31 protein-coding genes and 1 pseudogene are annotated in these 24,957 nt (G+C 49.5%); 18 read left to right on the plus strand and 14 right to left on the minus strand.

Annotated elements, in window-relative coordinates:
- The first annotated feature begins 20 nt into the window (after positions 1 to 20).
- Positions 21 to 1,157, plus strand: a complete 1,137-nt coding sequence (gene rfbB, locus INE92_RS12655; RefSeq protein WP_008641275.1) for a dTDP-glucose 4,6-dehydratase — start codon at positions 21 to 23, stop codon at positions 1,155 to 1,157.
- Positions 1,158 to 1,160: 3 nt separating this feature from the next.
- On the opposite strand, the gene INE92_RS12660 is transcribed toward rfbB, so the two are convergent.
- The gene (locus INE92_RS12660) at positions 1,161 to 2,054 is read right to left on the minus strand and encodes a 1,4-dihydroxy-2-naphthoate polyprenyltransferase (RefSeq protein ID WP_004316990.1); all 894 of its coding nucleotides are present in this window, start codon (positions 2,052 to 2,054) and stop codon (positions 1,161 to 1,163) included.
- Between the two features lie 508 nt (positions 2,055 to 2,562).
- Between INE92_RS12660 and INE92_RS12665 the strand changes: the two genes are divergently transcribed.
- From INE92_RS12665 to INE92_RS12735, 15 genes are all read left to right on the plus strand, one after another.
- Positions 2,563 to 3,390 carry a DUF4121 family protein gene (locus tag INE92_RS12665; protein ID WP_005647149.1) on the plus strand — a complete coding sequence of 276 codons (828 nt, stop codon included), beginning with the start codon at positions 2,563 to 2,565 and terminating at the stop codon, positions 3,388 to 3,390.
- Positions 3,391 to 3,408: 18 nt separating this feature from the next.
- On the plus strand, positions 3,409 to 4,350 hold the full coding sequence (locus INE92_RS12670) for a hypothetical protein (RefSeq protein ID WP_008777842.1): 942 nt from the start codon (positions 3,409 to 3,411) through the stop codon (positions 4,348 to 4,350).
- Between the two features lie 79 nt (positions 4,351 to 4,429).
- Positions 4,430 to 7,432, plus strand: a complete 3,003-nt coding sequence (locus tag INE92_RS12675) for an N-6 DNA methylase (RefSeq protein ID WP_005647147.1) — start codon at positions 4,430 to 4,432, stop codon at positions 7,430 to 7,432.
- A 15-nt stretch (positions 7,433 to 7,447) separates the two neighbouring features.
- Positions 7,448 to 7,648, plus strand: a complete 201-nt coding sequence (locus INE92_RS12680; protein WP_034530148.1) for a hypothetical protein — start codon at positions 7,448 to 7,450, stop codon at positions 7,646 to 7,648.
- A gap of 11 nt (positions 7,649 to 7,659) precedes the next feature.
- Positions 7,660 to 8,157: a hypothetical protein gene (locus INE92_RS12685; RefSeq protein WP_005647144.1), complete on the plus strand. Its 498-nt coding sequence runs from the start codon at positions 7,660 to 7,662 to the stop codon at positions 8,155 to 8,157.
- A 20-nt stretch (positions 8,158 to 8,177) separates the two neighbouring features.
- Positions 8,178 to 8,492 (plus strand): hypothetical protein, encoded by a 315-nt coding sequence (locus tag INE92_RS12690; protein ID WP_005647143.1) that lies wholly within the window; start codon positions 8,178 to 8,180, stop codon positions 8,490 to 8,492.
- Positions 8,493 to 8,504: 12 nt separating this feature from the next.
- The gene (locus INE92_RS12695; protein ID WP_005647142.1) at positions 8,505 to 8,873 is read left to right on the plus strand and encodes a hypothetical protein; all 369 of its coding nucleotides are present in this window, start codon (positions 8,505 to 8,507) and stop codon (positions 8,871 to 8,873) included.
- A gap of 20 nt (positions 8,874 to 8,893) precedes the next feature.
- The gene (locus INE92_RS12700) at positions 8,894 to 9,181 is read left to right on the plus strand and encodes a hypothetical protein (protein WP_005647140.1); all 288 of its coding nucleotides are present in this window, start codon (positions 8,894 to 8,896) and stop codon (positions 9,179 to 9,181) included.
- A 90-nt stretch (positions 9,182 to 9,271) separates the two neighbouring features.
- Complete coding sequence (locus tag INE92_RS12705; RefSeq protein ID WP_005647139.1) at positions 9,272 to 10,201, plus strand: hypothetical protein; 930 nt, start codon at positions 9,272 to 9,274, stop codon at positions 10,199 to 10,201.
- A 37-nt stretch (positions 10,202 to 10,238) separates the two neighbouring features.
- Positions 10,239 to 10,826, plus strand: a complete 588-nt coding sequence (locus INE92_RS12710) for a hypothetical protein (RefSeq protein WP_005647137.1) — start codon at positions 10,239 to 10,241, stop codon at positions 10,824 to 10,826.
- Positions 10,823 to 11,455, plus strand: coding sequence for a hypothetical protein (locus tag INE92_RS12715; protein WP_005647136.1), 633 nt, complete (start codon positions 10,823 to 10,825; stop codon positions 11,453 to 11,455). The genes INE92_RS12710 and INE92_RS12715 overlap by 4 nt, the downstream gene beginning before the upstream one ends.
- A gap of 1 nt (position 11,456) precedes the next feature.
- Positions 11,457 to 11,666: a hypothetical protein gene (locus tag INE92_RS12720; protein ID WP_005647134.1), complete on the plus strand. Its 210-nt coding sequence runs from the start codon at positions 11,457 to 11,459 to the stop codon at positions 11,664 to 11,666.
- Positions 11,667 to 11,678: 12 nt separating this feature from the next.
- On the plus strand, positions 11,679 to 12,701 hold the full coding sequence (locus INE92_RS12725; protein WP_005647133.1) for an LPD29 domain-containing protein: 1,023 nt from the start codon (positions 11,679 to 11,681) through the stop codon (positions 12,699 to 12,701).
- A 10-nt stretch (positions 12,702 to 12,711) separates the two neighbouring features.
- On the plus strand, positions 12,712 to 13,077 hold the full coding sequence (locus INE92_RS12730) for a hypothetical protein (RefSeq protein ID WP_005647131.1): 366 nt from the start codon (positions 12,712 to 12,714) through the stop codon (positions 13,075 to 13,077).
- 2 nt (positions 13,078 to 13,079) lie between these two features.
- Positions 13,080 to 13,790, plus strand: a complete 711-nt coding sequence (locus INE92_RS12735; protein WP_005647129.1) for a hypothetical protein — start codon at positions 13,080 to 13,082, stop codon at positions 13,788 to 13,790.
- Positions 13,791 to 13,850: 60 nt separating this feature from the next.
- Here INE92_RS12735 and INE92_RS12740 read toward each other — a convergent pair whose 3' ends face one another.
- A complete protein-coding gene (locus INE92_RS12740; RefSeq protein ID WP_005647127.1) occupies positions 13,851 to 14,195 on the minus strand; it encodes a hypothetical protein in 345 nt (114 codons plus the stop codon).
- A gap of 322 nt (positions 14,196 to 14,517) precedes the next feature.
- On the opposite strand from INE92_RS12740, the gene INE92_RS12745 reads away from it, so the two are divergent.
- Positions 14,518 to 14,808, plus strand: coding sequence for a DUF4120 family protein (locus tag INE92_RS12745; protein WP_005647125.1), 291 nt, complete (start codon positions 14,518 to 14,520; stop codon positions 14,806 to 14,808).
- Positions 14,809 to 14,852: 44 nt separating this feature from the next.
- On the plus strand, positions 14,853 to 15,779 hold the full coding sequence (locus tag INE92_RS12750; RefSeq protein ID WP_008777839.1) for a hypothetical protein: 927 nt from the start codon (positions 14,853 to 14,855) through the stop codon (positions 15,777 to 15,779).
- Positions 15,780 to 15,855: 76 nt separating this feature from the next.
- Here INE92_RS12750 and INE92_RS12755 read toward each other — a convergent pair whose 3' ends face one another.
- The 12 genes and pseudogenes from INE92_RS12755 to INE92_RS12810 form a co-directional block, all read right to left on the minus strand.
- Positions 15,856 to 16,371, minus strand: a complete 516-nt coding sequence (locus INE92_RS12755) for a glycoside hydrolase family protein (protein ID WP_008779475.1) — start codon at positions 16,369 to 16,371, stop codon at positions 15,856 to 15,858.
- A gap of 13 nt (positions 16,372 to 16,384) precedes the next feature.
- A complete protein-coding gene (locus INE92_RS12760) occupies positions 16,385 to 16,891 on the minus strand; it encodes a DUF3872 domain-containing protein (RefSeq protein ID WP_005644341.1) in 507 nt (168 codons plus the stop codon).
- A 39-nt stretch (positions 16,892 to 16,930) separates the two neighbouring features.
- On the minus strand, positions 16,931 to 17,797 hold the full coding sequence (locus INE92_RS12765) for a toprim domain-containing protein (RefSeq protein ID WP_005644340.1): 867 nt from the start codon (positions 17,795 to 17,797) through the stop codon (positions 16,931 to 16,933).
- 12 nt (positions 17,798 to 17,809) lie between these two features.
- Positions 17,810 to 18,382, minus strand: coding sequence for a conjugal transfer protein TraO (locus INE92_RS12770; RefSeq protein ID WP_005644336.1), 573 nt, complete (start codon positions 18,380 to 18,382; stop codon positions 17,810 to 17,812).
- A gap of 2 nt (positions 18,383 to 18,384) precedes the next feature.
- A complete protein-coding gene (gene traN / locus INE92_RS12775) occupies positions 18,385 to 19,368 on the minus strand; it encodes a conjugative transposon protein TraN (protein ID WP_008777836.1) in 984 nt (327 codons plus the stop codon).
- Between the two features lie 23 nt (positions 19,369 to 19,391).
- Positions 19,392 to 20,660, minus strand: a complete 1,269-nt coding sequence (gene traM / locus INE92_RS12780; protein WP_008777835.1) for a conjugative transposon protein TraM — start codon at positions 20,658 to 20,660, stop codon at positions 19,392 to 19,394.
- Complete coding sequence (locus INE92_RS12785) at positions 20,653 to 20,958, minus strand: TraL conjugative transposon family protein (protein ID WP_005644331.1); 306 nt, start codon at positions 20,956 to 20,958, stop codon at positions 20,653 to 20,655. Before INE92_RS12785 ends, traM begins: the two co-directional genes overlap by 8 nt.
- 12 nt (positions 20,959 to 20,970) lie before the next feature.
- Complete coding sequence (traK, locus tag INE92_RS12790; RefSeq protein ID WP_008777834.1) at positions 20,971 to 21,594, minus strand: conjugative transposon protein TraK; 624 nt, start codon at positions 21,592 to 21,594, stop codon at positions 20,971 to 20,973.
- A gap of 23 nt (positions 21,595 to 21,617) precedes the next feature.
- The gene (gene traJ, locus INE92_RS12795; protein ID WP_008777833.1) at positions 21,618 to 22,622 is read right to left on the minus strand and encodes a conjugative transposon protein TraJ; all 1,005 of its coding nucleotides are present in this window, start codon (positions 22,620 to 22,622) and stop codon (positions 21,618 to 21,620) included.
- 19 nt (positions 22,623 to 22,641) lie between these two features.
- Positions 22,642 to 23,271, minus strand: coding sequence for a DUF4141 domain-containing protein (locus tag INE92_RS12800; RefSeq protein ID WP_008777832.1), 630 nt, complete (start codon positions 23,269 to 23,271; stop codon positions 22,642 to 22,644).
- Positions 23,272 to 23,310: 39 nt separating this feature from the next.
- Entirely contained in the window at positions 23,311 to 24,363 is a 1,053-nt protein-coding gene (locus INE92_RS12805; protein WP_008777831.1) for a hypothetical protein, read from the minus strand.
- A pseudogene (locus INE92_RS12810) lies at positions 24,360 to 24,950 on the minus strand (TraG family conjugative transposon ATPase); the annotation flags it as partial. The pseudogene INE92_RS12810 and the gene INE92_RS12805, both read right to left, overlap by 4 nt.
- Positions 24,951 to 24,957: the final 7 nt, after the last annotated feature.

A 24,957-nucleotide genomic window follows, 5' to 3' on the forward strand; every position in this document is an offset into this window, starting at 1 on the left:
TCAACATAATAGAATAAAATATGAAAACTTATCTAGTGACCGGTGCCGCAGGATTTATCGGGGCAAATTACATCAAATACATCTTGGCCAAACATAACGACATCAAAGTCGTGATATTGGATGCTTTGACGTATGCAGGTAACTTAGGAACGATTGCCAAAGACATCGACAACGAACGCTGTGTCTTTATCAAAGGAGACATTTGCAGCCGTGATGTGGTAGACGGTCTTTTTGCTGAGTATCGTTTTGATTATGTGGTGAATTTCGCTGCCGAAAGTCACGTTGACCGCAGCATTGAAAATCCGCAACTGTTTCTGATTACCAACATTCTCGGAACACAGAACTTATTGGATTGTGCACGCCGCGCATGGGTAATGGGAAAAGATGAACAAGGATACCCTACCTGGAGAAAAGGTGTACGCTATCATCAGGTATCCACCGACGAAGTGTATGGTTCACTGGGAGCCGAAGGGTATTTCACAGAAACAACCCCGCTTTGTCCTCATAGCCCGTACAGTGCCTCTAAGACTAGCGCAGACATGGTAGTGATGGCTTACCATGATACTTATAAAATGCCGGTAACAATTACCCGCTGCTCAAACAACTATGGTCCGTACCATTTCCCGGAGAAATTGATTCCGTTGATTATCAAGAATATCCTCGAAGGAAAACATCTCCCCGTCTACGGTGACGGCAGTAATGTACGCGACTGGCTTTATGTAGAAGATCACTGCAAAGCGATTGATCTCGTTGTACGTGAAGGTAAAGACGGAGAAGTGTACAACGTTGGCGGACATAACGAGAAAACAAACCTCGAAATCGTAAAACTGACTATTTCAACTATCCACCGTCTGATGGCAGAGAAGCCCGAATATCGCCAGGTTCTCAAAAAGAAGGTGAAAGACGAAAACGGAAATATTTCGATCGACTGGATCAATGAAGATCTGATTACGTTCGTTAAAGACCGTCTGGGACATGACCAACGTTACGCCATCGATCCTACAAAGATTACAAATGCTTTAGGATGGTATCCCGAAACAAAATTCGAAGTCGGTATCGTAAAGACAATCGAATGGTACTTGGCCAACCAAGCTTGGGTGGAAGAAGTTACCAGCGGAGATTATCAGGGTTACTACGAAAAGATGTATGGGAAATGATTCTCAACTTACCAACATTCCTATTGCAATAAGAACACCCATAAACAGCATATTACGCGAAGTCTCGCCTAATATGCTGTTTAATTTTTTACCACTATATATTTTCACCATCCGTTTCCAGGTGAGGAAATGAGGAATCAAATAGAGTTGCGGAAGAAGAGCGGCTAAAAAATGACCTTCACGAAGGAAACACAGACAGAGAAGAGAAGCTGTAACACCCAGCATCAAATAAAAATAGCGGCCGAACTTCTCACCGAAACGAACGATCACTGTTCTTTTTCCACTGCGCGCATCCGCTTCCCGGTCACGGTAGTTATTGACTACCAGTAGCGTATCAATCAATAGTCCACAAATCAGAGAGGCGATAGTGACATCCGGCGTCCATGTTAGCGCTTGCACGTAATATGTTCCGCCAACAGGCACAAATCCAAAGAAGACAATCACCAGTACATCTCCCCAGCCGTTGTAAGAAAGAGGATAAGGGCCGGTGGTATAAAGAAAAGCGAATAATACACAAAGCACTCCTACGACAATCAGTTCCCATCCGGCAAAGAAAAGTAATGTGCAACCGATAAGACAGGCAAGAGCAACCGTAATAATAATCCCGGTTTTCATCGCTTGCGGAGAAATCCATCCCTGTGCACAAGCACGTTCGGGTCCCAGGCGATCTTCCCGATCTGTCCCTTTGAGGAAGTCGAAAAGGTCATTGATGAAATTAGCGGCAATTTGCATCAGACTTGCGAACAGACAGCAGATCAGTGCCGGCAACCAGTGAAAATGCCCGTCCATCGCAGCGAGAGCTGTACCTATCAGAACAGGGGTAACGGCTCCTGTAAGAGTTTTGGGACGTGCAGCTAATATCCATGCTTGTAGCGAGTTACGCTTTACTTCTTCCATACTTTAATATATTATAAAGAGTTTTGACGGACAAAGATACATGATTTTTCGTATATTTGTTGTAATCTGAAGTATCTTATTTGATTATCAACGCTTTGTAGAAAACTCGCATGAGAACGGGCAACGGATAAGAAAATTCCAAGCTGTTTAGAATCACTATATTCCTCATGCTTTCAAATAACTCTTTTTTCTTGATGCAAAGGTAGCATTTTTTCGTGATTGCCGGTAATTTTCGGGCATAAAATATCACGGTCATTTCAAGAAACATATACAGCGGACATGACAGCCATACCGTAGCCGAATCCCCGTAACTCACAGGCAAAGGTAACCCGTGTCCTGCTCGTACAAGCAAGGTCAAGCCCTCCGGGTGTCGTGGAAAAATCATCCTCGCCCGGAGGGCTTGCGGTATTTTTCCCGCCAACCTTGCATGTACGGGACACGACCTTTTATGGCCTGTAGTTACGGGAACTCCGGCCCCGAAAAGCCGGATCACTAAAAATAAATTGTTATGTCACAGCAGGTAACAAAAGAAAAGTACAGTATCGAAACACTCAGAGAGCGGAATGTTTCATACGACCACCAGCATTGGCTGACACAGAAAGATGTGGATATGGCCAACAATTATGTTGAACTCATTGAGCGGACACGCTCCGAAATTACACCTCAAATCGGCGACAGGCTGGTATATGTAACCGAACACGGGGATTATTACGGAAACGCCCTTATTGACAGCAGGAGTGCAAAAGAAGGATATCTTTCCGTATGCGAACAGCCGTATGTGCCTTTCGTGTGGGAAGAGGACGGCAATATCCGTCTGAGTGTCAGCGGAGGCGCATTCCATTCCGTGAATCCGGAGGAACTGAAATTCCTGAAATGGACGGAAGGGGTGTTCAAGGACTGGGGGCATTGCGGTGCTTGCGCCAACGGTTCGGTGTCATTTCTGGCTAAGGTACCGTTATGGTTTTATGCCGAACCCAATCCCAGGTATGGAGATTTCACGACCGAGACCTACCGGAAGTTCTACCTACACAAAAGGGAGGAATCGGAAAACGGCAATCTCTATCAAGGCTTTGACATCGCTTTTCGGGACGAAGCCGAGTTCCGGCAGTTCCTGAAGGACTACGAAGGAACGGTGTTCAAGGGAAATTGGGATAATCAAATCGTGTTATGGTGTTTCCGTCGGGAATATGTGTTCTTACCTTCCGCCGAATGGGAAACGTTTAATGCCCCGATCGAAACGAGGAGGCTCAACTTCCATCCCGAGCAGGTCAAGATAGTCAAGGACATGGAAAAGCACATCACTTATTTCTACCGGATTAAACCGGATAATTTTTAACATTTAACCCTAACAGATATGCAAACGACAACAGCACCCAAGGCCGGCAACGCTCCCGACCTGCTTCAAGGCATTCTGAGCGTACAAGTGAGAAACGAGGACAAGATTACGGAACAGGACCGTGTCTATTGCCAGACGCAGCAAAACCTGCTTTACAAGACACTCGACCAGATTGACCGCTGGTACGCCGTCTTCAAGGAAGAAGCCGAACAATACCAAGCCGAACGTAAGTTCCATTACGAAGAAAACGGCAAGGTTTCCATGCGTGATTTCTACACTTACCATAACGACAGGGAAGACTATTCACACAACGAGTTCAAACCGTTTGATCTGATTAACGATCTGGTGGATAAGAACCGAAACGCCAACGCGAATTTTGCGAACCGCATCATTTCTTATTTCAACAGGACTTACAAAGTGTCGGTTCCTGAGTATAAAATAGACGAAAAAAAACTTCCGATGGGCTTCCGTCCTGTTTATGACACATATGTAGATGTAGTCATCGAACACTTGGGCGGCAAGAGTTTCCGGGAAACGGCCGTGGAAGAACTGCTCGCACGCCTGAGCAAAGTTGTCAGACCGGCATACTGGAGCAAAGTCAAGACGGAGTTGAAGAAGGACAAGATAATCTTTCCCGAAATCATCCGTTTCGACGATTTTTCCATGCAATACAACCAAAGGAACAGAATCTCCTACAACTACGGCGGAGAACTGGAAACCCTGTGTGCCGGCATTGCCTACGGTGCGGATGACATACTGAATGGAAATTCAAAGATGATTATCCGTTTTGATGACAACGACATTTCTGTCACAGACTGGTACGACCTTACGACCACCAATGCCGAGCAAATCCGATTCTACAAGAACGGACGTATCGATGTCCGGTTCAAGGACAGTGCGGCAGCCGAAAGTTGTTTCAAGCGTCTGCATCTGGATGAAATCACCCTAAGAGAAAACTGACCATGATAAGATTTACACAGCACCCCGTAAGGCAATCCTTGCGGGGTGTTTTCATTTTTAACGATAAACAGATAAAGTCATGTATGCCATCATCCCCCAACAGATACCGCAAGGTATGCGTGCCGAAGTCAACGAGAAGATACTTTTCGCCATAGACTCCGGCAAGGACCTCATTCCGGCGGAGAGCATCTACAACTGCTATACCGGTATCGGAGGGCTGCACAACCTCAAACAGTCCGACTTTGCCAGCTACCACGAGTATGCCGAAGCGAAGAAGGAGTTCGAGATGGGACAGTTCTTCACCCCGCATGAAATATGCCGGGACATGGTGGATATGCTGTGTCCTGTCTCATCCGAAATGGTTCTTGACATGTGTTGCGGTATGGGCAATTTCTTCAACCATCTGCCCAACCCGCATAATGCCTACGGCTTCGACATAGACGGCAAGGCCGTGTCTGTCGCACGATACCTCTACCCGGAAGCCCATATCGAGAAATGCGATATCCGGCAATACTATCCGGAACAACGTTTCGATGTTATCATCGGCAATCCTCCTTTTAACTTGAAGTTCGACTACAAACTGTCGCAGGAATACTATATGGACAAGGCTTACGATGTGCTCAATCCGGCAGGAATCCTGATGGTCATCGTGCCCTGTTCCTTCATGCAGAGCGGGTTCTGGGAGAAGACACGGATAGCCGGTATAAACGGCAGATTCTCATTTGTCGGTCAGACGAAGTTGGGCCCGTCAGCCTTTGCCGCAGTCGGAGTCCATGACTTCAATACGAAAATCATGGTATTTCTCCGTAAATCGGGCCACATCAAGATGCAGGCTTACAACGCGGAAGAATTCATAACGGCGGACGAGCTGAAAAAGCGCATCGGCGAGGCCAGGGCGATGAAACACCGGTTGCGTTTCGACCTGATGCGCGAAACCAACCGGATCGACAAGGAAGAACTTGAGCTGTTCGAGTACAAACTTGCCAAGTACATGTACGAGCTGAAGGCGCACGCCAAGTTGAACAAACATATAGACAAGGCGGAAGCGTTGGTCACGAAGTTCCGTAACCAGAAACCGCCTGAGAACGCCACGCGGGAGCAGGTGGAGCAATGGGAGAAGAACAAACTGACCCCGAAGAAAGTGCTTGCCGTCATCCGCAGGTACATCACCTCGCAAAATACCGTACCTCGCAAGGAAGTGGCATTGGTGAAGACCTCATACGGCTTCAAACTGAAACAATATGCTCCGCGACTCCTTGACAAAGTTCCGCACAAGGCGGCAAGTATCAACGACCTCGTGCTGGAACGTACTGAACTGCCCATACCGGAAGTGCCGACAGAAAAGAACATGCGTCAAATCCGTGCGGCGGAGAAACTGATCCGACGCAAGCGGAGAGAGTACGAAATGCAGAACCGGCTGTTCCCGGAAATGGAAGAAGATGACAGGCTGAAAGAATACCTGGACCGGTGTGCATTCATCAACAAGGACGGCGAGACCTGCGAGTTTACCACGCTCCAGAAACACGACCTGAACCTTGTCTTGCAGAAACGCCACGCGCTGCTGAACTGGCAGCAAGGCTCTGGCAAGACTGCCGCCGTGTACCATCGTGCCAAATACCTGCTCAAATTCCGCAAAGTACGGAATGTCATCATACTGGCTCCTGCCATCGCCACCAATATGACATGGATACCCTTCCTCTCGATAAACAGGGAACAGTTCCGGGTGGCAAGGAACAATGCCGACCTGGAAACTGTGCCGGAAGGCGTGTTCATCGTCCTATCCACCTCCATGCTCGGCAAGCTGAAACGGGGCATGGCAAGGTTCGTCAAACGCAGTTCAAGAAAACTGTGCCTTGTTTTCGACGAGTCGGACGAGATAACCAACCCGTCGTCACAACGTACAAGGCATATCCTCGGTCTCTTCCGCCGCCTCAAATACAAGATACTCGACACCGGTACGACCACACGCAACAACATCGCCGAACTGTACAGCCAGTTTGAGCTGTTGTATAACAATTCCATAAACATGGTCTGTTGGAGCAGTCGGGTGTACCACGAGAACAGGGACAAGGAGATAGAGGAAGATAACAATCCGCACTATGGTGAGCCGTTCCCCGCTTTCAGGGGGCATGTGCTTTTCCGTGCCTGCCACTGTCCGGGGAAATCCACCGTGTTCGGCATTGAGAAGCAGAACCAGGATGTCTATAACAAGGAGGAGCTGGCCGGCCTTATCGGGAAGACCGTCATTACACGCAAGTTCAGGGACTTTGCAGGAGAAAAATACAAGATACGGACACATACCGTCAGCCCGTCCGACGGCGAGCGTGAGGTTTACCGTGTCATCATCGAGGAGTTCTGCCGCATCTGCGAACTGTATTACAACAGCACGGGGGATGCAAAGAAGGATGCCGGACTCCGGCTTATGCGCCAGATCAAGCTGCTCATCAAGGCCTGCTCCGTCCCACACCTGATAGAGGGCTATTCCGGAGACGGGATTCCGAACAAGACAAGGTACATCGAAAGGCTGGTACGGAAGATACCCGGCAAAGTGGCTGTCGGCTGCACGTCCATAGCCGCATTCGACCTTTACGAGAGCCGTCTCCGCGAATGTTTTCCTGACCGTCCCGTATTTGTGGTCAAGGGCGACGTGGCGTTCAAGAAACGGCAAAGCATCGTGACGGAGTTCGATTCCACCATCAACGGCATACTGGTATGCACGCAGCAGAGCCTGAGCAGTTCGGTGAACATACCCACCTGCAACGACGTGATACTTGAATCCCTGCAATGGAACATCCCGAAGATGGAGCAGTTCTACTTCCGTTTCATCCGTCTCGACTCCAAAGAGCTGAAGGACGTGCATTATGTCACCTACAAGGACTCCGTGGAGCAGAACCTGATGGCGCTGGTGCTTACCAAAGAGCGGCTGAACGAGTTCATCAAGACGGGCGAAGTAAAGGAACAGTCGGAAATCTTCGAGGAGTTCGACGTCACCATGTCCGTCATCGAGAGCCTGCTGGTCAGGGAGCGTGACAGCGAAGGGAAAATACATATCAGCTGGGGAAGCCAGCGCATCATGAACTGAAAAATGGAAAAACAAATGAGAAACCGCAGATTCCATTCCACAGGCAAAGGTAGCCCGCCCCCTTACCGGCAGGGCAAGGTCATGCCGCAAGCGGTTTTCGGGAAAATCATCCTCGCCGGAGGCTCCGGTATTTTCCCGAAAAACCCTGCACTGCCGGGGTGCGGACCTTTTGGAGCCTGTGGAATGAAATCCCCGGTTCCGAATCATAAACTATAATGAAGAATATCATGGACTTGAATCAGGCAGAAGTGGCAGTGACCACGCAGCATCTCATAGACATGGGGCAGGAAAAAGACAACCTGCTGCAAATGTCCGACTTCGGCGACATGGGGGAATTCCTGTGCACCTGCTCCGAACTGTTCCCCGAAGAGGAAACTCCGGAATACAGGTACACGAAATGGGAGGAAATCCCGGACCTGCTCATCAACCGGGAATGGCTGTGTCCCAACTTCTTCGAGATAAGGGAGGCGATGGAACAGCTGGAGGAACCCGACAAGGATTGCTTCTTCGACTGGTGTGACCGTTACGGGCATGACATCAGTACGGAAGACCCGCACCTGCTGGTGGCGCACTATATCGAACTTTATGGAAATGCGGCCTATATCGACGATGAGCCTTGCCCGGACAGCGGGGATGACAGCCTGCTGTACTGTCCGGGCATATCAAGCAACTATTTCGACACGGGTATTCCCCGTTTCGAGGTATTCGATGACAATTACGATTAAAGCATATAAACATATACAAGATGGAAATCAACTTCAAAGGACCGGTAATGCCGGTTGACCCCTATTCGCAAATGGCGTTTGTGGAGATACTGAACATTCTCCTGACGGCAGGGCACATCGTGGATGTGAACAGGTTCCTGATAAACAGGAATGCCAATCCGCTATTCGGCTCGTTGTCAGGATATTTCAGATGGTCATTCTCCGACAACCACTTTACCCTGTGGCAACGGGTGGAATACAACTCGCCGCTCTGCTTCAGCCGGCGCATATTCAGCATCCATTTCGGGATGCTGGCAAGCCGTGACAGGAAAAGAGACAATACGGTAATGAACTAAAAACATATCAATATGAGTCACCAGGTAATTACAAGAATGGCATACAATGCCAAAACCAAGCAGATAGAAACTTGGCAGCATTCCAACAACGTGTGGCCGACAACAGACCATTTTTATGCATTGGATGTGAAAACAGACGAACAGATGTTTGAATTCATAACATTGATAGCAAACGGATTGTGGCAAGGGCGCAAATGGCGTAAAGCATTCAAGACACTTTTTGAAGAATATCCGGAATTGGTCAGGTCCTCATACGAGCACGAGCTTAGAGGCCAACCTTGGAAGGCATACTGTGCCATTTGCAAAAAATATGAGGAACTTGCCCAAAGCAAATGCAATGAAATAGTTGCGCGATTCAGGCAACTTACCGGGATTGTCTGACCCAAACAGATGCAAAATATATGGAAGAGATAAAGATTTCAAACAGACAAATCGCGCTGATGGCTTTCGACCGGTTGCGCAAGGAAGACAAGACAGATTCCGCATTGAAACTCGCACGGTGTATGCTGCATGGCACAAGCATATCTCTTGGCATAGGTGATATCGACTGGGAGATAGACAGGGCAATACAGCAGTGCGGAGGAGTGCCAAGAACAGGATACAGATACACGGCTTATTTCCACTTCAACCGGAATACGGAAATGGCAAAGGAAATATATGACAAGATCGTGAAGGAACTGTATGGTTAGGAAACAACACGGAGGCGGCTTGAAGGCCGCTTCCGTCATTTATAACGGTATGTACGGGAAAAGGAATCCTGCCGTACACAGGTAACAGAAATGGATGAACAGAAAACATTGACATTGGATTTCATCAAATCCCTGATGGAACCGGCCTATACACTAATATGGACGGACTACAATGACAACCTTGACAATCATTGCGGACTGATTCAAAAATGCCTTGACAGCAAGAGCCGCGAACATTTGTGGGAAAAGGCAGACGAGTGGTACAGCGATGCCGAATGGGAAGCTGTCCGTGAGATTATTGCGAAACTGAAAGAGGAATGTGCCGTATTCCATGACTTTGACGGGGAAGCGGTCGATGACTTCTTCGATGAATACGAAGATGAAATCCGTGACGAGATTTACAGCCGCAACGATTCGGACGTGGTGAAGGAATTGGTAAGGCATACGGATGACATCCCCATCCGTGTGGAAATGCTTTCCAACTATGACTGCATCAATTCCAACCGGTTTGAATCGCAAGGCGGTTACAGGTACGAGGAATCCTACTTCGGGGACATGGTGGACAGCCTTAACCTCAATCCGGCGAGGGTAAAGAAAATTCTGACAGAACACGGCTACAGGGCTTACGGGCGTTTCCCGAACCGTAAGAACCGGAACGGCAAGGAGCAGGTTTCCTACGAACAATTCTACGAGGAACTTATCAATTCCTGCTGCGGGGCGAACCTGCTGACTTACATCGGCAGGGTAAGCCTGAAAGAGCTGTATGAAGCCGACTTTTCATTGAAAGAGGTCATTATCCCCAAAGGCAACTGTTGCGGACTTTTCAGTTCGACGTATGGTGGTGGAAGCCTGCTTGAAATGGAACTGAAACGGGACGTAAAGCTGAAATTGGAAGTCAAGGACTATCATGGTTTCCGCTTCCGGCTGGATGACGAACGTTCCAAATATGACTGTTCGGTCCGGCATGTATATGGGGTGGACGACTCCTTTTTCGGGGATGCGGTTCGCATTGTATCCTGATAAAATCAACTGATCAACAATCAAATCATAGAAGATTATGGGAAAATATGATGTAAAAGTAAGGTACATCTTCGAGGGTACTTACACAGTGGTGGCGGAAGACCGTGAAGAAGCGGAAAGCATGGTGGCGGAAGACTGCGGTCTGGTATTGGGCGGCAACATCCACACAACGCGGGATGACGATGAAGTGACGGACTGGAAGTTCGGTTGTCATCCGGACTTGCAGGTTCTCTCCGTAAGGCAGCGAGGCGGGAAATCCCCCATGTCGGTGTTCGGAGACAGGATCGAAGAACTGCGAAAAGACATCATCGAAGCGATACGGCAGTTGCTCCATGACCATGCCATGAACGCGATACGGTTTCCGGAAGAGGATTATGACCCGGTCTGGGTGATATGGTTTGGCAAGAACGGAGACCCCTACGAATGCAGGGTGACAGGACTCCGGGTAACGGACAGCAGCCTGACCGTCCTTGCCGAAGAGAAAGAAAGCGGTGATGAAGTGGAATGTTACAGCCCGTTCGAACTCGGAGCCAGCAACATCGACTGGCTTTCCGGAATGTATGAGGCTGTATGGCAGCAACTGGAAGAGAGCAAAAAAGTAGAACCACAAGCTGAAGAACAATGAAATATCAAGCGGAAAATGCTGTCTCCAGCTTCTTCTACTATATGTGGAACGCCTGGAGCAAGGAAGAATGCAAGGTCGTATTTGGAGATATGTACCGGCACTTCTGGGATAAATGGTCCGCATTGGCGGACAAGTCCATATTCGGCGCGGCGGAACGGTTCTTTGCCGAGTTATCGGAAAACAACCAGAAACTACTCGTGGAACGTGCCGTTACACTCTATGACGGCAGGGCTTTCAGAAAAGAGCCGGACGATTCCGACATCCTTGTCTGTAAAGAATGCGGTTCACGGCAGTTGGAAATCCAAGCATGGATAAACGCCAATACGGATGAACGTATCAGCTATGTGCATGATGACAATAACGGGCTGTGGTGCGATGGGAAATGGTGCGAAGAATGTGGCGTTCAGGTCTTTTTCTGTACTAAGGCGGAGTTCACACAAAAGATGCAGGGCTGGTGGGAGTCGTGCGGTTTTGAAACAAAGGAACAAATCACAGGGTTGAAAGTCTGTGACTCTCCGCCTTCCGAAAACACGCAGACATTCATTGATGCGGCAGACCAATGGTGGAACAGCCGGGACTACGAACATAAACGGGAAATTTACAACAGGTATAATTCTAAAAACGAATAATATGCAGATTAACATCATTGAACAGATTAGCAACTCATGCAGTTGCAGCCATATGGAAGCGCAGGAATACTTGGATTCTGAAATCCGGTACCTGCGCGAGTTGCAGGAGGCGGACGACCTGAGGGAAGATGACATCGAAATGGCGTGCAGCAACCTCGGACTTGACCTTGACAACCAGGAATATTTTATCAACCGCCTCGCAGGGGCATAAATACCTATAGCTATGGCTTATTTTCATAACATACATTCATTGGCGGACCTGAAGAAGGAATACCGCCGTCTGGCATTGCAGCACCACCCGGACAAGGGTGGTGACACTGCCATCATGCAACAGGTGAACACCGAGTTTGAAAGGCTCTTTGAAGTCTGGAAAGACAAACCGGATGTCTCTGCCGCATCAACCGGGTATGAACATGACTATCCGGGTGCCACGGCAAAGGAATATACCGAGTACGTGTATAATGAATACCGTTGGAAAGGTCGCAACTACAAAGGGCAACATGCCCCTGAAATCGTAGAACTTGTGAGAATCTGGCTAAAGGAAACCTATCCGAGATATAAGTTCTCCGTCAGACGGGAGAACTACAATTCCATTTACATCAAACTGATGAGTGCGGACTTTGAGGCGTTCACCAGGGAATCCGGCAAAGTACAGGATCATATCAACCACTACAACATAGAGCGGAACCCCGATCTTACAGACCGTGCCAAGGAGGTGATGCTGAATGTCTGTGACTTTGTCATGTCATACAACTTCGATGACAGCGATGCGATGACGGATTATTTTCATACCAATTTCTACCTGACATTGGCTATAGGGAGTTACCGGAAGCCTTACAAGGTGGAACTGCCGAAACTTGACTGCAAGGGGAAGGACAAGCCGGAAGTGTTCAAGCATCCCGAAGGTCCGGCACATAAGGCCATCAGGCAGGCGTTGGGCACAGCCCGCTTTGATTTCATCGAACACAGGAGGCATTCCGGCGAAATGATACTCGGAGAAGACCATTACGGCTCACACGGAGAGCATTATTTCTGGCCGAAGGATTATTCAAGCGCGAAACTGGCTCAGAAACGGATCGACAAATTGGAGAAAGCCGGTATTCGGTGCAAGCTTACCGGATATAACGGCGGTTACATTCGTTTTATCGGCTACACTCCCGAAGCAGAAGCGTTACTGGAGAAGGAACGCCAGGAATACATCACCGCCCATCGGCAATGGCAAACCAAACAGACAGTAATCAATTAAACTTATCAATATGGAACCGAACAATTTGAACGAATGGTGGGGCGGACAGCCCGACGGACTGAAACAGGCATTCTCTCTTTTTCCCGATGGACGGTGGAAAGAGGCGGACCTGTATTTGCGAATCAATATCCGTAACTACTGCCTCCTGAAAAAAGGAGGGCTGCTTCCCGAAGACAAGGACCGCTCGATGCTCAGCGAGATTGTCTGTGAGCTGGCCGATACGGAGCTGTGCCGTGCAAATGGAAAGACACTCGAAGACATGTGCGATACGGACGGGGCTTTTCTGGAAGAGTACCAGGAACTGTTCAACCGGATATACGATGAACTGGAAATGAGAATTACGGATTATATGAACGGACAATCAAAAAAAATGTAACAATGAAAGCAAAAGTGTTCAAGTACAAGTCTGACGGGAATACCGTCGTGGCTTCTTATATGGAACTGGAGCCGTATGCGAAGAATGTATATCTCTCCCTGTCAAGAAAGAACGAAGACGGGAATGAAGACGATGACTGTTTCCATGTGGTCTGCCGGATTGAAAACGTTTATTTTTCCAGCGGGCAGTATTCACGCCGGTTTCTCAAGGGAGAAGGTTGCAGAGAGGAAGCCGCCACCTATTGCAGGAACTGGATTGCGGATACGCTTCAAAGTGCGGAAAGAGGAGCCTTCGTCAATTTGATCTCCGTCCGCGTGTTCGAGGCTCTCGGACTTGACACCACTTCCCTGGTGCAAGCCCGTGAGGAGTATAAAAGAATACAGGAGCAGAAACGCAGGGAGCAGAAGGAGAAAGAGGCGGAAGAGCGCAGAGTGCAGGAAGAGCAACATCAGTGGCTACTCAATGAACAGAAACGGAAATTCCTGGACGGGGAACGGATTACGGGAGAAATGTTCCTTGAAATCACCGGAAGGGACGGTTTTGACATCCATATCAGAACCAAAGGGACATTCAACAGGCATGTGAGGGGCATTGACAGGAACGGCACCGTCAGTTTCCGGAAAATCAAGGGCTGCCGGACTCCGGACTTTACCGGATGCCATAAGGCCGTGTCCGCCTATCTGGCGTTCATTACAGAAAAAGAGGGCAAATAATTAAATCCGGGGCGGTAAAGGTCTGCTCCATGCAGCTGTTACCGCTACCGGCTTCCGGCCTCACAATTCACGGTTCAGCGCCATTGCCAGCGGAAACATCAACCGGTTATAGGCTTTAAGCTTTTGCAAATTCAGCACATATCCGGCATAGGGATTGGTCAGATCGGTATAGAAGAATACATCGGTAAATCCTGCGTGTTCCTCCACGACTTCACCCTCCAACGGAATCTCCTCCACATTGAACCGCTCCAGAGGCAGTTCTTCCAGACGGGTCTGTTCCGCATTTCCCAACACATTGAGGTTACGGTTAAACAGCACGAATCCTTTCTTCCTGTAATCCACACGCATACCGTACGGACGCTCCACAAGGAAAGCATCCGCCGCTTTCTTTATATAGTTTTCCATAAAACTGAAATTAGAATTGCAAAAATACATCTTTTGTCCGGCAATGGCGAACAAATCAGGAAGAGAATCGCCACAGACCATGCAAAGCACACTACCGTGTATTTTATTTCCCACCCTGCAAAGGTAGTCCCGTGTCCGGTGTACCCTGTCAAGGTCAGGCCCCTTGCGGGGTTGGCTGAAAGAAAATCATCCTCGCCTGACGGCTGCGGTATTTTCTTTCGCCAAACCTTGCGGGTACTGCCACGGGACAGTCAGGCAGGTGAGAAATAAAAATACCGGCTCCCGGAGCCGGACGTGTTTAACAGATAAAATACAATGAATCATGAAAATCCTGAATGAAGAACATTTCGAGAATGTTAAGCGTTATGCCGAATCCATCGGTGACACCTCACTCCGGAAATGCCTGGAACGGTTGAAGAGCTGGGAGGAAAATCCTGACTGTCCCAGCGAAATTTCACTCTACTATGACCATGCCCCATACTCGTTCGGCTTCACCCAACACTATCCCGACGGAAGGACAGGCATCGTGGGCGGTCTGCTCTATCACGGAATACCGGACCGTTCTTTCGCCGTGACACTACAGCCGTTCCATGGATGGCAGATACACACCTGATGAGAGGCAAACGACAGTATTAACTTTATAAAATTCAATTCAATATGGAAACGACATTGACAGTAATGGAAAGACAACAGCAGTTTGACTTCCAGAAAAACGGAATTGAAGTGATGAACTTCGAGACACTTCAACGCACCTATAAAGAAAATGACATCTACAACAATCCGGTGCAGGGCATCTACCATTACCAGGTCATCCGGCGCATGATGGACATCTGCGAGAAATACAATCTCGATTATGAGGTGGAAGAAATCTTCGCTGCCCAGAACAGAAACAAGACACAGCCGGGAGTGAGCATCCTCCCGCAGGTGGAACAGACACATGGCGAAAAAGCCGTGGAAGCCCATATCCTGCGCCGTATTTTCGCTACTATCCGGATCAGGGATTGGGAGACGGACGAGCTGACAACCACACTGGTCGTCGCCTACCACCAGGACGGCATACAGGCAGCCATAGGCCCCTGCGTGAAGATATGCCATAACCAGTGCATCCTCTCACCGCAGCGGAGCATCAGCAATTACGGGAAAAAGAAGGTGACAACCGATGAGCTCTTCGAAACCGTGGACGGCTGGCTGGCCAATTTCGAGGTGAACATGAACGAGGACATTGCAAGGATTCAGCGGTTGAAACGCCGGATTATCCCGATGGAGGAAATCTACCTGTACATCGGCTTGCTGACAGCCTTGCGCGTTTCCCATGACAGTTCGGACAGAAACCTGTCATCCACTGTAGAAACCTACCCGTTGAACCAGAGCCAGATTTCCATCTTCACGGAAGAGGTGCTGAAACTGGCCATGAGCAAGGGACAGATTACCGCATGGGATTTGTACAACGTGGCCACTGAAATATATAAGCCTGGAAAGACAGACTTCCCGGCCCTTATTCCACAGAACGGAGCCATGGCGGAACTCCTGCTTTCCCGTCTCTCTGAAGAGGTGGAAGTACAGGATGCCGTTCCGATAAACTGACATGCAAGCTTCTCAAGCCAAAGAAATAAGGGAGAACCTGACAGTGATAACAACTGAAAGATTCTCCCTTTTTCATTTACTCTTCAAAAAGCAGCATGAATTCCACCTTCCTTCTCCGTTCGATGCTCGGAACCACTTTTCCTTTATAGCACCTGAAAGAGACATATTCCTTGTAAATATTGCGGTCTCCCGACTCCAGCTTCTTTAACAGACGGCTTTTCGGTCTTTTTCCATATCCTTTTAATCTGTAGGGTCCCACATTATATGAAAGGACTGCTGCCAATAAAGAATCACGCCCCAGATAACTGAACATGCGGCACAGCTTACGGAGGTCTTCCCTCAGAATGGAGTCTCCCTGCGCTTTGGAGATGCTGTTGGTAAACCTCTCCCCGGGAAGAACCTTGTGACCCCACCCGACATAAGGCCAATGCTTTTTCTCTCCATGCCAGCCCTCGAATCGCTTGACACACTCGACCGCAAGACTGAACCTGTCCGGACTTGCCTTTACCGGATTCTCCGCCCTTGAAGGCATACCCGGAAAAAAGACCGTGGCGGAAAGTACCGCAAACCATATTGCTTTTAACTTCATCATAGGCAGGACCGGCTTAGTGTCCGACAATTGTGACCGGCAATTCCTTACTATCCGCAGTCACGACGGAATCCTCGTCCTCCGTCTCGTTGTTGAAGTCAAAAGTCAATTGGTAAAGCTGTGCCGGTTCGCTGTTGTCCTCAAAATAGATGTCAATTGTCTGCTGATCTTCGCATTCAGAAGTGTAGTATAACCTGAACACCTCCCTGTCAAGGGGATAGCGGTCATTGGGCAGCAGCACCATCCCGTCATCCATGCGGAGCGTACCCTTGCCGTCCGGCTGGAAATAGCGGATGGTGTAGCGGGCATCGGAAAAATGTCCTTCACGTTTGAGTTCACAGCGTATTTCCACCGTCTCGCCTTTTATTATACGTGTGGGAACAGGCATGTTCTCCACCTTGAACGGATAAGACTGCTGTACTTCCATTTCATCAGAACAGGCGGACAACAGCAAAACCGCCAGACCCAGGAACAGGACTGCCACCATTCCGGCCAATCCTCTTTTTTTATTCATTGCATTCATATTCTATCAGATTTTAATACGTTATACTTTATTCGACACTTACAGGAACTTATGTTGCAGGTATTCATTCAGGTCCTTGTAGCCTTTATACAAAGAGGAACAATCCACCAGTTTATCCGCATAGCGTTTGCGGAGTGCCTCCAGCGTGCGCCGTCCGGCTTCATCCCGATCCAGATAACAGTTGACCCTCTCGTACCTGTCAAGAATAGGGAACGAGCGTTCCAGCAATGACACCGAGTTCAACACAAGATAGTCGTCTCCATATCCCAGACCGAGTTCCAGCCACGAAAGGCAGTCGATAAACCCCTCGAAGAGGTTGCATGTGTCCGAACCGTTATCCATCAGTGAAATGTCCTTAGGTGACAGGCTGGCCTTGAAAAACCGGTTGCGCAACTCGTATCCATCGCTGACATTCCTGAATCCGATGGCGAAATACCGTTTCCCGTGCAAGGTATATCTGACTTCCCGACAGTTCGGTACAGCCACATCGCTGCTAATGCCGCGTTCCGCCAGATATCGGAGCAGGACTCTGTTGTATAGAGGCCCGAAGCGTACATCCGTGAAACTCTCCTTCTTGAGGAGATCCTCCCTGTTATTCCCATCAGTGCGGGAAACGGTCTTGTGCTCGGGGGCGAGGCCGCCCCATGTCTCTGTGATGAACCTGGCCTGCGCCTTGAAATCCCCGCTGCCGATAAACTCCCCGGCAAGATTGAATATGTCACCTCCCTGCCCGGTGCCGAAGTCATGCCAGATTTCCTTTCGTACATTCACCTGGAACGAGGCGGTGCGTTCCTCCCGGTACGGGGCCAGATACCAGTATTCGTCACCCCGTCTTCTTGCCGGTTCATATCCCATCCTTGCCAGAAAAGCGGCGATAGGGATAGCTTTTATCTCTTCTATAGTCATAGATGTACAGTTTTAATGGATAATGAATTTGATTCCCAATCCGAATTGGGTTGTAAACAGATCCAGGGAACTTCCCCACAAGGCACGTTCCCGGATATTGGCAAGCAGGACAATGCGGTCTGTCAGGTAAGTCTCAAGTTCCAGGGTTATCGCACCGCCATAGACAAACGCATCCTTGGCGAGCAGCGTTGAGCCGTCATACAGCATCCTGTCTCCCCAATTCACGGTTTCATAGCCGGCCAGTGCGGAACCGCCGATGGAGAGAAAGACCGTCCTGGTCGGGTCCGACAGGAATTTCAGGTAATAGCCGCCTTCTGCCGTGAACTGTGCGCAGGGCACATTCACGTTCCGGTACCCGTAATTCTTCATCAGATACTCGGTACCTATGACCCAACGGTCGGCTCTTTTGGTATATCCTGAAACGGCAAATCCGGCATAATGATTCAAGGGGGATTTCGAGCCGTTCGCAAATCCTCCGCGCAGTTCCACGCCCTTCATCCCGGGCAGGTACCGCTGGGCATGTGCCCGCCCCGGGAACAGGGCAAGCGACACGGCTGTAACGAATAGGAACAGATACTTCTTCATGACTACTTTACTTTAAGTCCGTTTATAACTCTGGCTCTCACGATATCTTCACTTTCCACGGTGAAGGTCTGGTGCCTTCCACCGCTTTTCTCATGCATTTCCACCACCAGCACCTTGTCCGAGGGAATGGTGAATTTGTCCAGGACGAAGACGGTGCGCCCGTCCTTTTTCCCTGCGACAGTTGTTACATAGTCGTAAGCACGCAAAGGAAATATCACCTGTTCCTGGATGGCGGTACGTTTCATCACCTTCTTGTCCACAATCTTGAATGTCACGAAATCCACTTCATAAGGTACGTTGGACCGGTTCCTGATTTGTGTATGAAAGTACAGCAGCCCGTTATGGGTGTAAAGACCGCGCAGCAGGTACTGGATGCCGAACGCCTTGCTCCCGATATGCTTGATGTGCCTTTTGTTGTTCTTGTGGACGGACTTCGAGATGAGATATACCAGTTTCGGAGACTCGCTGCCGAGTTCCTTCAGGTAAATGTCAAGGGCGTTGTTGGGACGGTTCACTTCGCTTCCGTCATGGATGAAATCCTTCATCTCGATGTTCAGCAACAACGGTTCTTCCGCATACTTTACATTGAATGTATAGAAACTTCCGCTTTCGGTTATCACGGACATGTTGGTCTCCTCACGGAAATTCTTTACGGTAGCCTTTACACGAATGACATTTTCCGCACCGTCCGCCTTGCCTGCAATGAGGTTCAGCGATCCGAGGTCCACATAACGCACCGAAGACGGGAAGATGATATGCGTGGTCTTGTCGTAAGTCACTTCCAGACCGTACGGCGGTATCATCCGGTCGAAAGTGAGTTTTCGGGTCAGCCCGTGATAGAGGTCCCCGTCTTCCTCTTTTTGGGGATACACTTCCTTGACCGGTGTGATTCCTTTGTTTACTACCGCTGCGCTGTCGGTTTCAGTCTGGGCAAAGGCGCCCATGGTGCCCCATGCAAGGGCAAGCATTACAAATAACTTTTTCATGTTGATTGAATTTTAATGGGTTGTCATTGATTGTCATTCTGATAAAGCATCAGGGTGTAACCGGATTTGAGATGCACCTTCTCTTCACGCATCTTCCGGGAGATGTACTGTGAAACACCCTGTATGGCACCCTTCCCGAGTTCGGAAAGTAGCTGGTCGCCTGCCGACTGGTTGGTGATGGAGATGCTCGTGCCGAGATTCTGCCCCAGATTGGCGGCAACCTCCTTGACAGCGTTTGCTTCCATGGATCCCGGAATGAAGATGCCTTCCTGTCCGTCATTGTCATACACGGCAAGTTTCACGGGGATGATGGTACCGCCATATTCCACCTGAAGGATGTTGACGTGAAGCCTTTCTCCCTGTATGCGCCCTTCTCCGATGAGCAAGGAGTTTTTGGGAAGGACATGCTTTCCTACACGCATCGCTTCCAGCAGTCTCATCCTCACACCCTGACCGCTGATTACAGTCTGGTTCCCGTGGATGCAGGCACATATGGTATTCCTCACGTCTTTTTCATTCCTGTGACCAATCGGGGTATGGAATCTTTCCGCCAATGTCCTTCCCGTTAATGACACGGAATCCCGGACCGGTTGCGGCAACGATGAAACCACGGGAGTGGAGACCAGCCCGACGGGAACGGCCTTCATGTTTCCATCCCGTCCGGCTTCTTCATCCTCCGGGCGGCTGTCCATCCTTTTGCCGCCATTACCCGGCATGTATTTGGCTGCGAGCTCGTAGGACTTTTCCAAAAGTGCCACCTGTTCCTCATAACCCGGCTGTGCATTCTGTGCGGCAACCGTCTGCTTCAGTTGTTCCACCTCGGCTTTCAAGGCCTCCTTTTCCGGGTCTTCCTGCGGTGACTCGTAAAAGTTGCCGAGAGTCCTGTTGATGTCATTGTAGGTGGAGACGGATGAAGAGCGGGCTTCATTCCTACTGTCACTTGCACGTGGACTGCCATCCTTGGTATCCGCATCCGATGACAATGCCACGACAGCTCCGGAGTTTTCATCCGCAACACCTGAGAAGTCTCCCAGTGTACGCATTTTTTCCGCCTGTTTGCGCTTTATGTCAGCCTGCTCGTAGGCGGCAATCTTGTCTTCCTCTATGTCGGCTCCTCTCGGGTCAGGCAGTTCGGTGTTGAAGCCCGCATTTTTCTCCTCCTTTTGTTTGTCCTCTTCGGACGGTGCGAAAATGAACCACATCGCACCGAGGAAGAGAAGGAACATCCCGGCAAAAACCAGGTATTTCCTGATTTCCAGCCTCTGTTTTAATTTATTAATATCATTACTCATTTTCTTTCTGATTGAATCGGTTAAAAAACTCTTCCATCTCCTGCACCCTTTTATCCGGGAGTGTATCGGCAGGAACGATATCCGGAATGTCCAACGGGGCTATCTCAATGATGTCCCGCTGTACATCTTCCCGCCCGATGTCATAGATGGCGCGGAAAATCAGATAGAAATTTCCGAGAGCAAACAGGACAGCCAGCACGATGACTGTCAACATTCTCTTTTCCGGAGAAAGCCCGGCACACAAACCCCGAAGCTTTTCTGCAACGGTTTCCTTGATTCTTACAAACATTTGTTTCATACATTCAAAATTTTAACGGTCATACACTTTGATATCCCTGTTCTCCACCACACGGAAGGCTTCAAGGATGAAACCGTGCGGATTATTGTCGCTGCGGGTGGAGTTCAGCAGCCTGCCACGTGTGACAAGGCTGCGTTCGGTCACACTCTTCTCCCTGATAATGGAGAGTTTCGCATAGGTCACGACCTCATACGGATAGGTATTGAAATCGCACCTGACACTGTCAATCCCAATCCGCTGGCTCATGTTTCCCGAAATGATCCGGTTGTAATATCCCTGCTCTGCCAAATCCACATAATGGGCATAGGCAGAACGGTCACTGAGGAACATGGCCCGTTGGATATTACCCTCAATCGCACTCTTGTCAGGGGATAACGTAAAGAACAGTTCATGGAACCTCCTGACATGCTCCCTTGCCTCCACCGGACGGTTCTGCTCCAAGTCCTGTGAAAGGGCCAGCATCAACGACTTTCCTTCATCCAGAACATAGATCTTCTCCCGTTGCGCTTCCGCAAAAGTGTAAGCCTTCCATACGGAAAAAAACACAAGTAGCGTGCATACACACAGATAGACAATCCCGAACAGACGCAGCTGTCGGAAGCTGGTCTCGATATTCTTCAATGATTTGAATTCCATTCTGTAAATGTTTTATACTGTTATTATTTGATAAGCCTTCCGGCAATGTTTCCCACCGCTGCTCCTGCCGTACCAGCCACCAGGGAACCGGCCTGGGATGCCCTTTGGTTCACATTCTTGAGGTAGTTGCCTGCACCGCCTCCGGCCTGCACAATCCAGTTTGATACGGTCGGTATGGTGAAATACCCGATGATGCCGATAATGAGGAAAGTGATGTAAACCGCGTTTGAACTGTCGGGGATGAAATCCGGATCGGAAAGCCGCTCGATATCCCTCTGTAGCATCAGCACCTGGATTCTCGCCAGCACACTGCTGAACAGGTCGCTGACAGGAAGCCAAAGGTAGATGCTGATATAGCGGACGAACCACTGGCTGAGAGAAGCTTGGAAACCGTCCCAGCAGGAGATGGCGAAAGAAACCGGACCGAGTATCGAAAGGACTATCAGGAAGAATGTCCTCAGCGTGTCGATGACCAGCGCCGCCGCATTGAACAGAAGTTCCAGCAGTTCCCGGAAGAAATTCTGTACGGCCCTTTTCATGTTGTACATCGCGCGGTCCACATACATCCCGCAGGCTTCTATAGCGTCAAACGCACCCAGCTCGTCCAGCCTGTTGTCAAAAGTCTCCTTGTCGACCAGATAGGCTGTCTCGGGATTCCGTTTCATCGCCTCAATCTCCAGCTTGTCCTTCTGTGCCCGGTACTCGTTCATGTCAAAGGTCTGCGACTCCAATATGGTATGGGTCCCTTTCACGACGGGCGAGAGGATGCTGTTCAGCGTACCCAGAACGAGTGTCGGAAAGAACATGATACAAAGCCCCAAAGCGAACGGACGCAAAAGCGGAAAGACATCCACAGGCTCGGCACGTGCCAGAGCCTGCCATACACGATACGCCACATAGAAAAGCGCTCCCAGACCGGCAAGGCCTCTTGCCACACCGGTCATCTTTGAGCAGAGCGGCATCATTTCCACATACAGATTCTGTAAAATCTGATGCAGGTTGTCAAAATCTATAGCCAACAATAACATAATGAAAGCGGATTAGGAATTACCAATAACGTTCGTTCGGTGAGCCGTAGAGTGCCATCACGCGGTCTAGGTCGTTCTGTTTCTTGGCGCGCAGGTAGGACACCCCGATGTTCTTGTTGGTGTAATACTGTACCAGACTGCGGTTTTGCAACATGTCGTTGTAGCAGCGGTCGATGATATCCATCCTTTCCTTGTCGTTCATGGAAAGCCCGTTCTCGTTGACCACCGTCTTCAAATCGTTCAGCAAATGGGCACTTTCTTCCAGCAGTTTGGTGTATCCCAAAGCAATCGCGCTCAGTTCTTCCGGCGTAAAATACGGGTCGCTGAGCATACGCTCGAAGCTGGTGACATAGATGTCCGTGATATCGCCCACCATCAGGATGGTCTGCTGGACTTTGCGGGCATCACGGACAAGGTTCTTGACCTTGCGAAGCCCGTCGTAATACTCCTTGCCCTGCTGGTAGATTTTCACGGTTTCCTGAAAACTATTCGCCATATTGGTGGCAGTGGAGGATGTGTGAACGATGTTCTTGGCAGCATTGATGATTCCCTGCGCCAGATTGCCCGGGTCGCTCACTACCCATTGGGCTTTCGCTGTGAGGCTGACAAGGAAGCAGCCCATGCACAGCATAAGAATTTTCTTTTTCATGATGTTTCTATTTTTAATTGTGAATAATTCTGTTAAAAGTCAGATTCCCATTTTCCGCCCTTTGGACGGCGGGTTCCGGAGGATGGTCCGTTGCGCCTGTCTCGGTCGGTTCTCTATTCCGGAATTCTCCCTCTTGCGTCTGATGGAGGCGAAGAGTTCGTCTGCATACGGCCTGCGTCCGGTCATTCTGACGAAACGGGCATCCAGCTCCCGGTAGGCTTTCTCTGCCTGACACGAGCGTTCCGTCGCGGAAACGTTCTTGTCTATGCCGTACTTGGCGAGAAAATCAGGACTGATTTGCAGGATGTCGTGAACCACATCCGGTGAGGCCGCAATCCGTCCCAAAATCTCCAGTTCTCCATCCAGTCTTTCCAAATAGAAATCCGGCAGACGGACATCCTTGATGCTTTCCGCAGCCTTTTCCGCATTCCTGCACAGACGGCTTTCCAATATCACCCCCTCATCATATGCTGGTTCCGGCCCGGAACGGTTCAGCCTGTCAAGCCTGTCATAATCATCCGCAAGCCCGTACCTGAGTGCCACATACCGTGAAGGTGGCATAAGATGCACGGCCAGGTTGCAGAGTTCCCACATGTCGCTCTCTTTCCGATGGAAGTCCAGAATCCGGACAGATGACCGCACTTCTTGCGGTGACGGACGTTCCTGCTTGCTTTCCGGATTTTCCTTCGAGTAAACATCCTGCATGAATGTGTACATGGCAAGCATTCGGTGGACAGGGACGGCTTCTTCAGGTCTGATATCCATAAGCCGGGAACCGTTCTTCTCCATGAAATAAGTATCTTTCAATGCCTCCATCAGTTCCGACCTGTCCGTTTCCGCCGTTTTTTCCGGTGTCGGGAACAGGTACGAGGCTGACAACAGGCAGGAGACTTGGGTAATCACATCCTCCGACTTCCTGTACCGCCTGACCAGTTCCGACAGCTTCCGGTACTCCTTTTTCCGGACAAGTACCCTTGTCTGTTTCATCACTTCCGTCAACTCCTTGAGGCGCGGCTCGTCCAGATAGCGGCGCTGCTGTTCTTTTATCCATTCTTTCATTTCCATGATTCGTGATTGTTTTTCGGTTTTCATGTGATTCCAATCCCTTTCACCTGGCTTCGCTTGCTATCGGCCAACTGCCTGATGGCAAGCTCTATATTGCCTCCGAGTTTCTCCGTAAGCCGCATCAGCTCAAGTTTTTCGGTCTCTTCTGTGGTGTAGCAGACGTACTCCTCAAGTGAAACCTCCGTAGCATAGACTGCTGACTGTGAGCCTCCGAGACCAATCCACACTTCCTTGTACTTTCGGGAAGGATTGTTTGCCATGTTGATGGAAAGTATCTGCGCCCGCTCCTTGTCGGTCAGACCGAGCAAGGTCTGGATCTCATCGAACTTGTTCATATACTTGCGCTGGTCAAGGAGAATCTTACAGTCACTATTATTAATGATGGTGCCCTTGACAATCGGAGAAGAAATGATGTCCTCTACTTCCTGGGTCACGACCACGGCCTCGCCGAAAAACTTTCGGACGGTCTTGAAAAGGTAGCGGATATAGTTGCTCATATTGGCGGATGCCAATGCCTTGCCGGGTAGGTCAGGGGCATTACTGCCCCTTTCCCCCCTCAGAACCGTACGTGAAAGTTTCCAATCATACGGCTCAAGCGGTGTTAAATTTCTATTCAATAGA

This window comes from Bacteroides xylanisolvens, from assembly GCF_018289135.1.
Taxonomy (GTDB): Bacteria; Bacteroidota; Bacteroidia; order Bacteroidales; family Bacteroidaceae; genus Bacteroides; species Bacteroides xylanisolvens.

What these genes read in the sequence shown, in the direction of transcription:
- rfbB (WP_008641275.1), top strand. Translation starts at nt 21, where the DNA reads ATGAAAACTTATCTAGTGACCGGTGCCGCAGGATTTATCGGGGCAAAT.
- INE92_RS12660 (WP_004316990.1), bottom strand. Translation starts at nt 2,054, where the DNA reads ATGGAAGAAGTAAAGCGTAACTCGCTACAAGCATGGATATTAGCTGCA.
- INE92_RS12665 (WP_005647149.1), top strand. Translation starts at nt 2,563, where the DNA reads ATGTCACAGCAGGTAACAAAAGAAAAGTACAGTATCGAAACACTCAGA.
- INE92_RS12670 (WP_008777842.1), top strand. Translation starts at nt 3,409, where the DNA reads ATGCAAACGACAACAGCACCCAAGGCCGGCAACGCTCCCGACCTGCTT.
- INE92_RS12675 (WP_005647147.1), top strand. Translation starts at nt 4,430, where the DNA reads ATGTATGCCATCATCCCCCAACAGATACCGCAAGGTATGCGTGCCGAA.
- INE92_RS12680 (WP_034530148.1), top strand. Translation starts at nt 7,448, where the DNA reads ATGAGAAACCGCAGATTCCATTCCACAGGCAAAGGTAGCCCGCCCCCT.
- INE92_RS12685 (WP_005647144.1), top strand. Translation starts at nt 7,660, where the DNA reads ATGGACTTGAATCAGGCAGAAGTGGCAGTGACCACGCAGCATCTCATA.
- INE92_RS12690 (WP_005647143.1), top strand. Translation starts at nt 8,178, where the DNA reads ATGGAAATCAACTTCAAAGGACCGGTAATGCCGGTTGACCCCTATTCG.
- INE92_RS12695 (WP_005647142.1), top strand. Translation starts at nt 8,505, where the DNA reads ATGAGTCACCAGGTAATTACAAGAATGGCATACAATGCCAAAACCAAG.
- INE92_RS12700 (WP_005647140.1), top strand. Translation starts at nt 8,894, where the DNA reads ATGGAAGAGATAAAGATTTCAAACAGACAAATCGCGCTGATGGCTTTC.
- INE92_RS12705 (WP_005647139.1), top strand. Translation starts at nt 9,272, where the DNA reads ATGGATGAACAGAAAACATTGACATTGGATTTCATCAAATCCCTGATG.
- INE92_RS12710 (WP_005647137.1), top strand. Translation starts at nt 10,239, where the DNA reads ATGGGAAAATATGATGTAAAAGTAAGGTACATCTTCGAGGGTACTTAC.
- INE92_RS12715 (WP_005647136.1), top strand. Translation starts at nt 10,823, where the DNA reads ATGAAATATCAAGCGGAAAATGCTGTCTCCAGCTTCTTCTACTATATG.
- INE92_RS12720 (WP_005647134.1), top strand. Translation starts at nt 11,457, where the DNA reads ATGCAGATTAACATCATTGAACAGATTAGCAACTCATGCAGTTGCAGC.
- INE92_RS12725 (WP_005647133.1), top strand. Translation starts at nt 11,679, where the DNA reads ATGGCTTATTTTCATAACATACATTCATTGGCGGACCTGAAGAAGGAA.
- INE92_RS12730 (WP_005647131.1), top strand. Translation starts at nt 12,712, where the DNA reads ATGGAACCGAACAATTTGAACGAATGGTGGGGCGGACAGCCCGACGGA.
- INE92_RS12735 (WP_005647129.1), top strand. Translation starts at nt 13,080, where the DNA reads ATGAAAGCAAAAGTGTTCAAGTACAAGTCTGACGGGAATACCGTCGTG.
- INE92_RS12740 (WP_005647127.1), bottom strand. Translation starts at nt 14,195, where the DNA reads ATGGAAAACTATATAAAGAAAGCGGCGGATGCTTTCCTTGTGGAGCGT.
- INE92_RS12745 (WP_005647125.1), top strand. Translation starts at nt 14,518, where the DNA reads ATGAAAATCCTGAATGAAGAACATTTCGAGAATGTTAAGCGTTATGCC.
- INE92_RS12750 (WP_008777839.1), top strand. Translation starts at nt 14,853, where the DNA reads ATGGAAACGACATTGACAGTAATGGAAAGACAACAGCAGTTTGACTTC.
- INE92_RS12755 (WP_008779475.1), bottom strand. Translation starts at nt 16,371, where the DNA reads ATGATGAAGTTAAAAGCAATATGGTTTGCGGTACTTTCCGCCACGGTC.
- INE92_RS12760 (WP_005644341.1), bottom strand. Translation starts at nt 16,891, where the DNA reads ATGAATGCAATGAATAAAAAAAGAGGATTGGCCGGAATGGTGGCAGTC.
- INE92_RS12765 (WP_005644340.1), bottom strand. Translation starts at nt 17,797, where the DNA reads ATGACTATAGAAGAGATAAAAGCTATCCCTATCGCCGCTTTTCTGGCA.
- INE92_RS12770 (WP_005644336.1), bottom strand. Translation starts at nt 18,382, where the DNA reads ATGAAGAAGTATCTGTTCCTATTCGTTACAGCCGTGTCGCTTGCCCTG.
- traN (WP_008777836.1), bottom strand. Translation starts at nt 19,368, where the DNA reads ATGAAAAAGTTATTTGTAATGCTTGCCCTTGCATGGGGCACCATGGGC.
- traM (WP_008777835.1), bottom strand. Translation starts at nt 20,660, where the DNA reads ATGAGTAATGATATTAATAAATTAAAACAGAGGCTGGAAATCAGGAAA.
- INE92_RS12785 (WP_005644331.1), bottom strand. Translation starts at nt 20,958, where the DNA reads ATGAAACAAATGTTTGTAAGAATCAAGGAAACCGTTGCAGAAAAGCTT.
- traK (WP_008777834.1), bottom strand. Translation starts at nt 21,594, where the DNA reads ATGGAATTCAAATCATTGAAGAATATCGAGACCAGCTTCCGACAGCTG.
- traJ (WP_008777833.1), bottom strand. Translation starts at nt 22,622, where the DNA reads ATGTTATTGTTGGCTATAGATTTTGACAACCTGCATCAGATTTTACAG.
- INE92_RS12800 (WP_008777832.1), bottom strand. Translation starts at nt 23,271, where the DNA reads ATGAAAAAGAAAATTCTTATGCTGTGCATGGGCTGCTTCCTTGTCAGC.
- INE92_RS12805 (WP_008777831.1), bottom strand. Translation starts at nt 24,363, where the DNA reads ATGAAAACCGAAAAACAATCACGAATCATGGAAATGAAAGAATGGATA.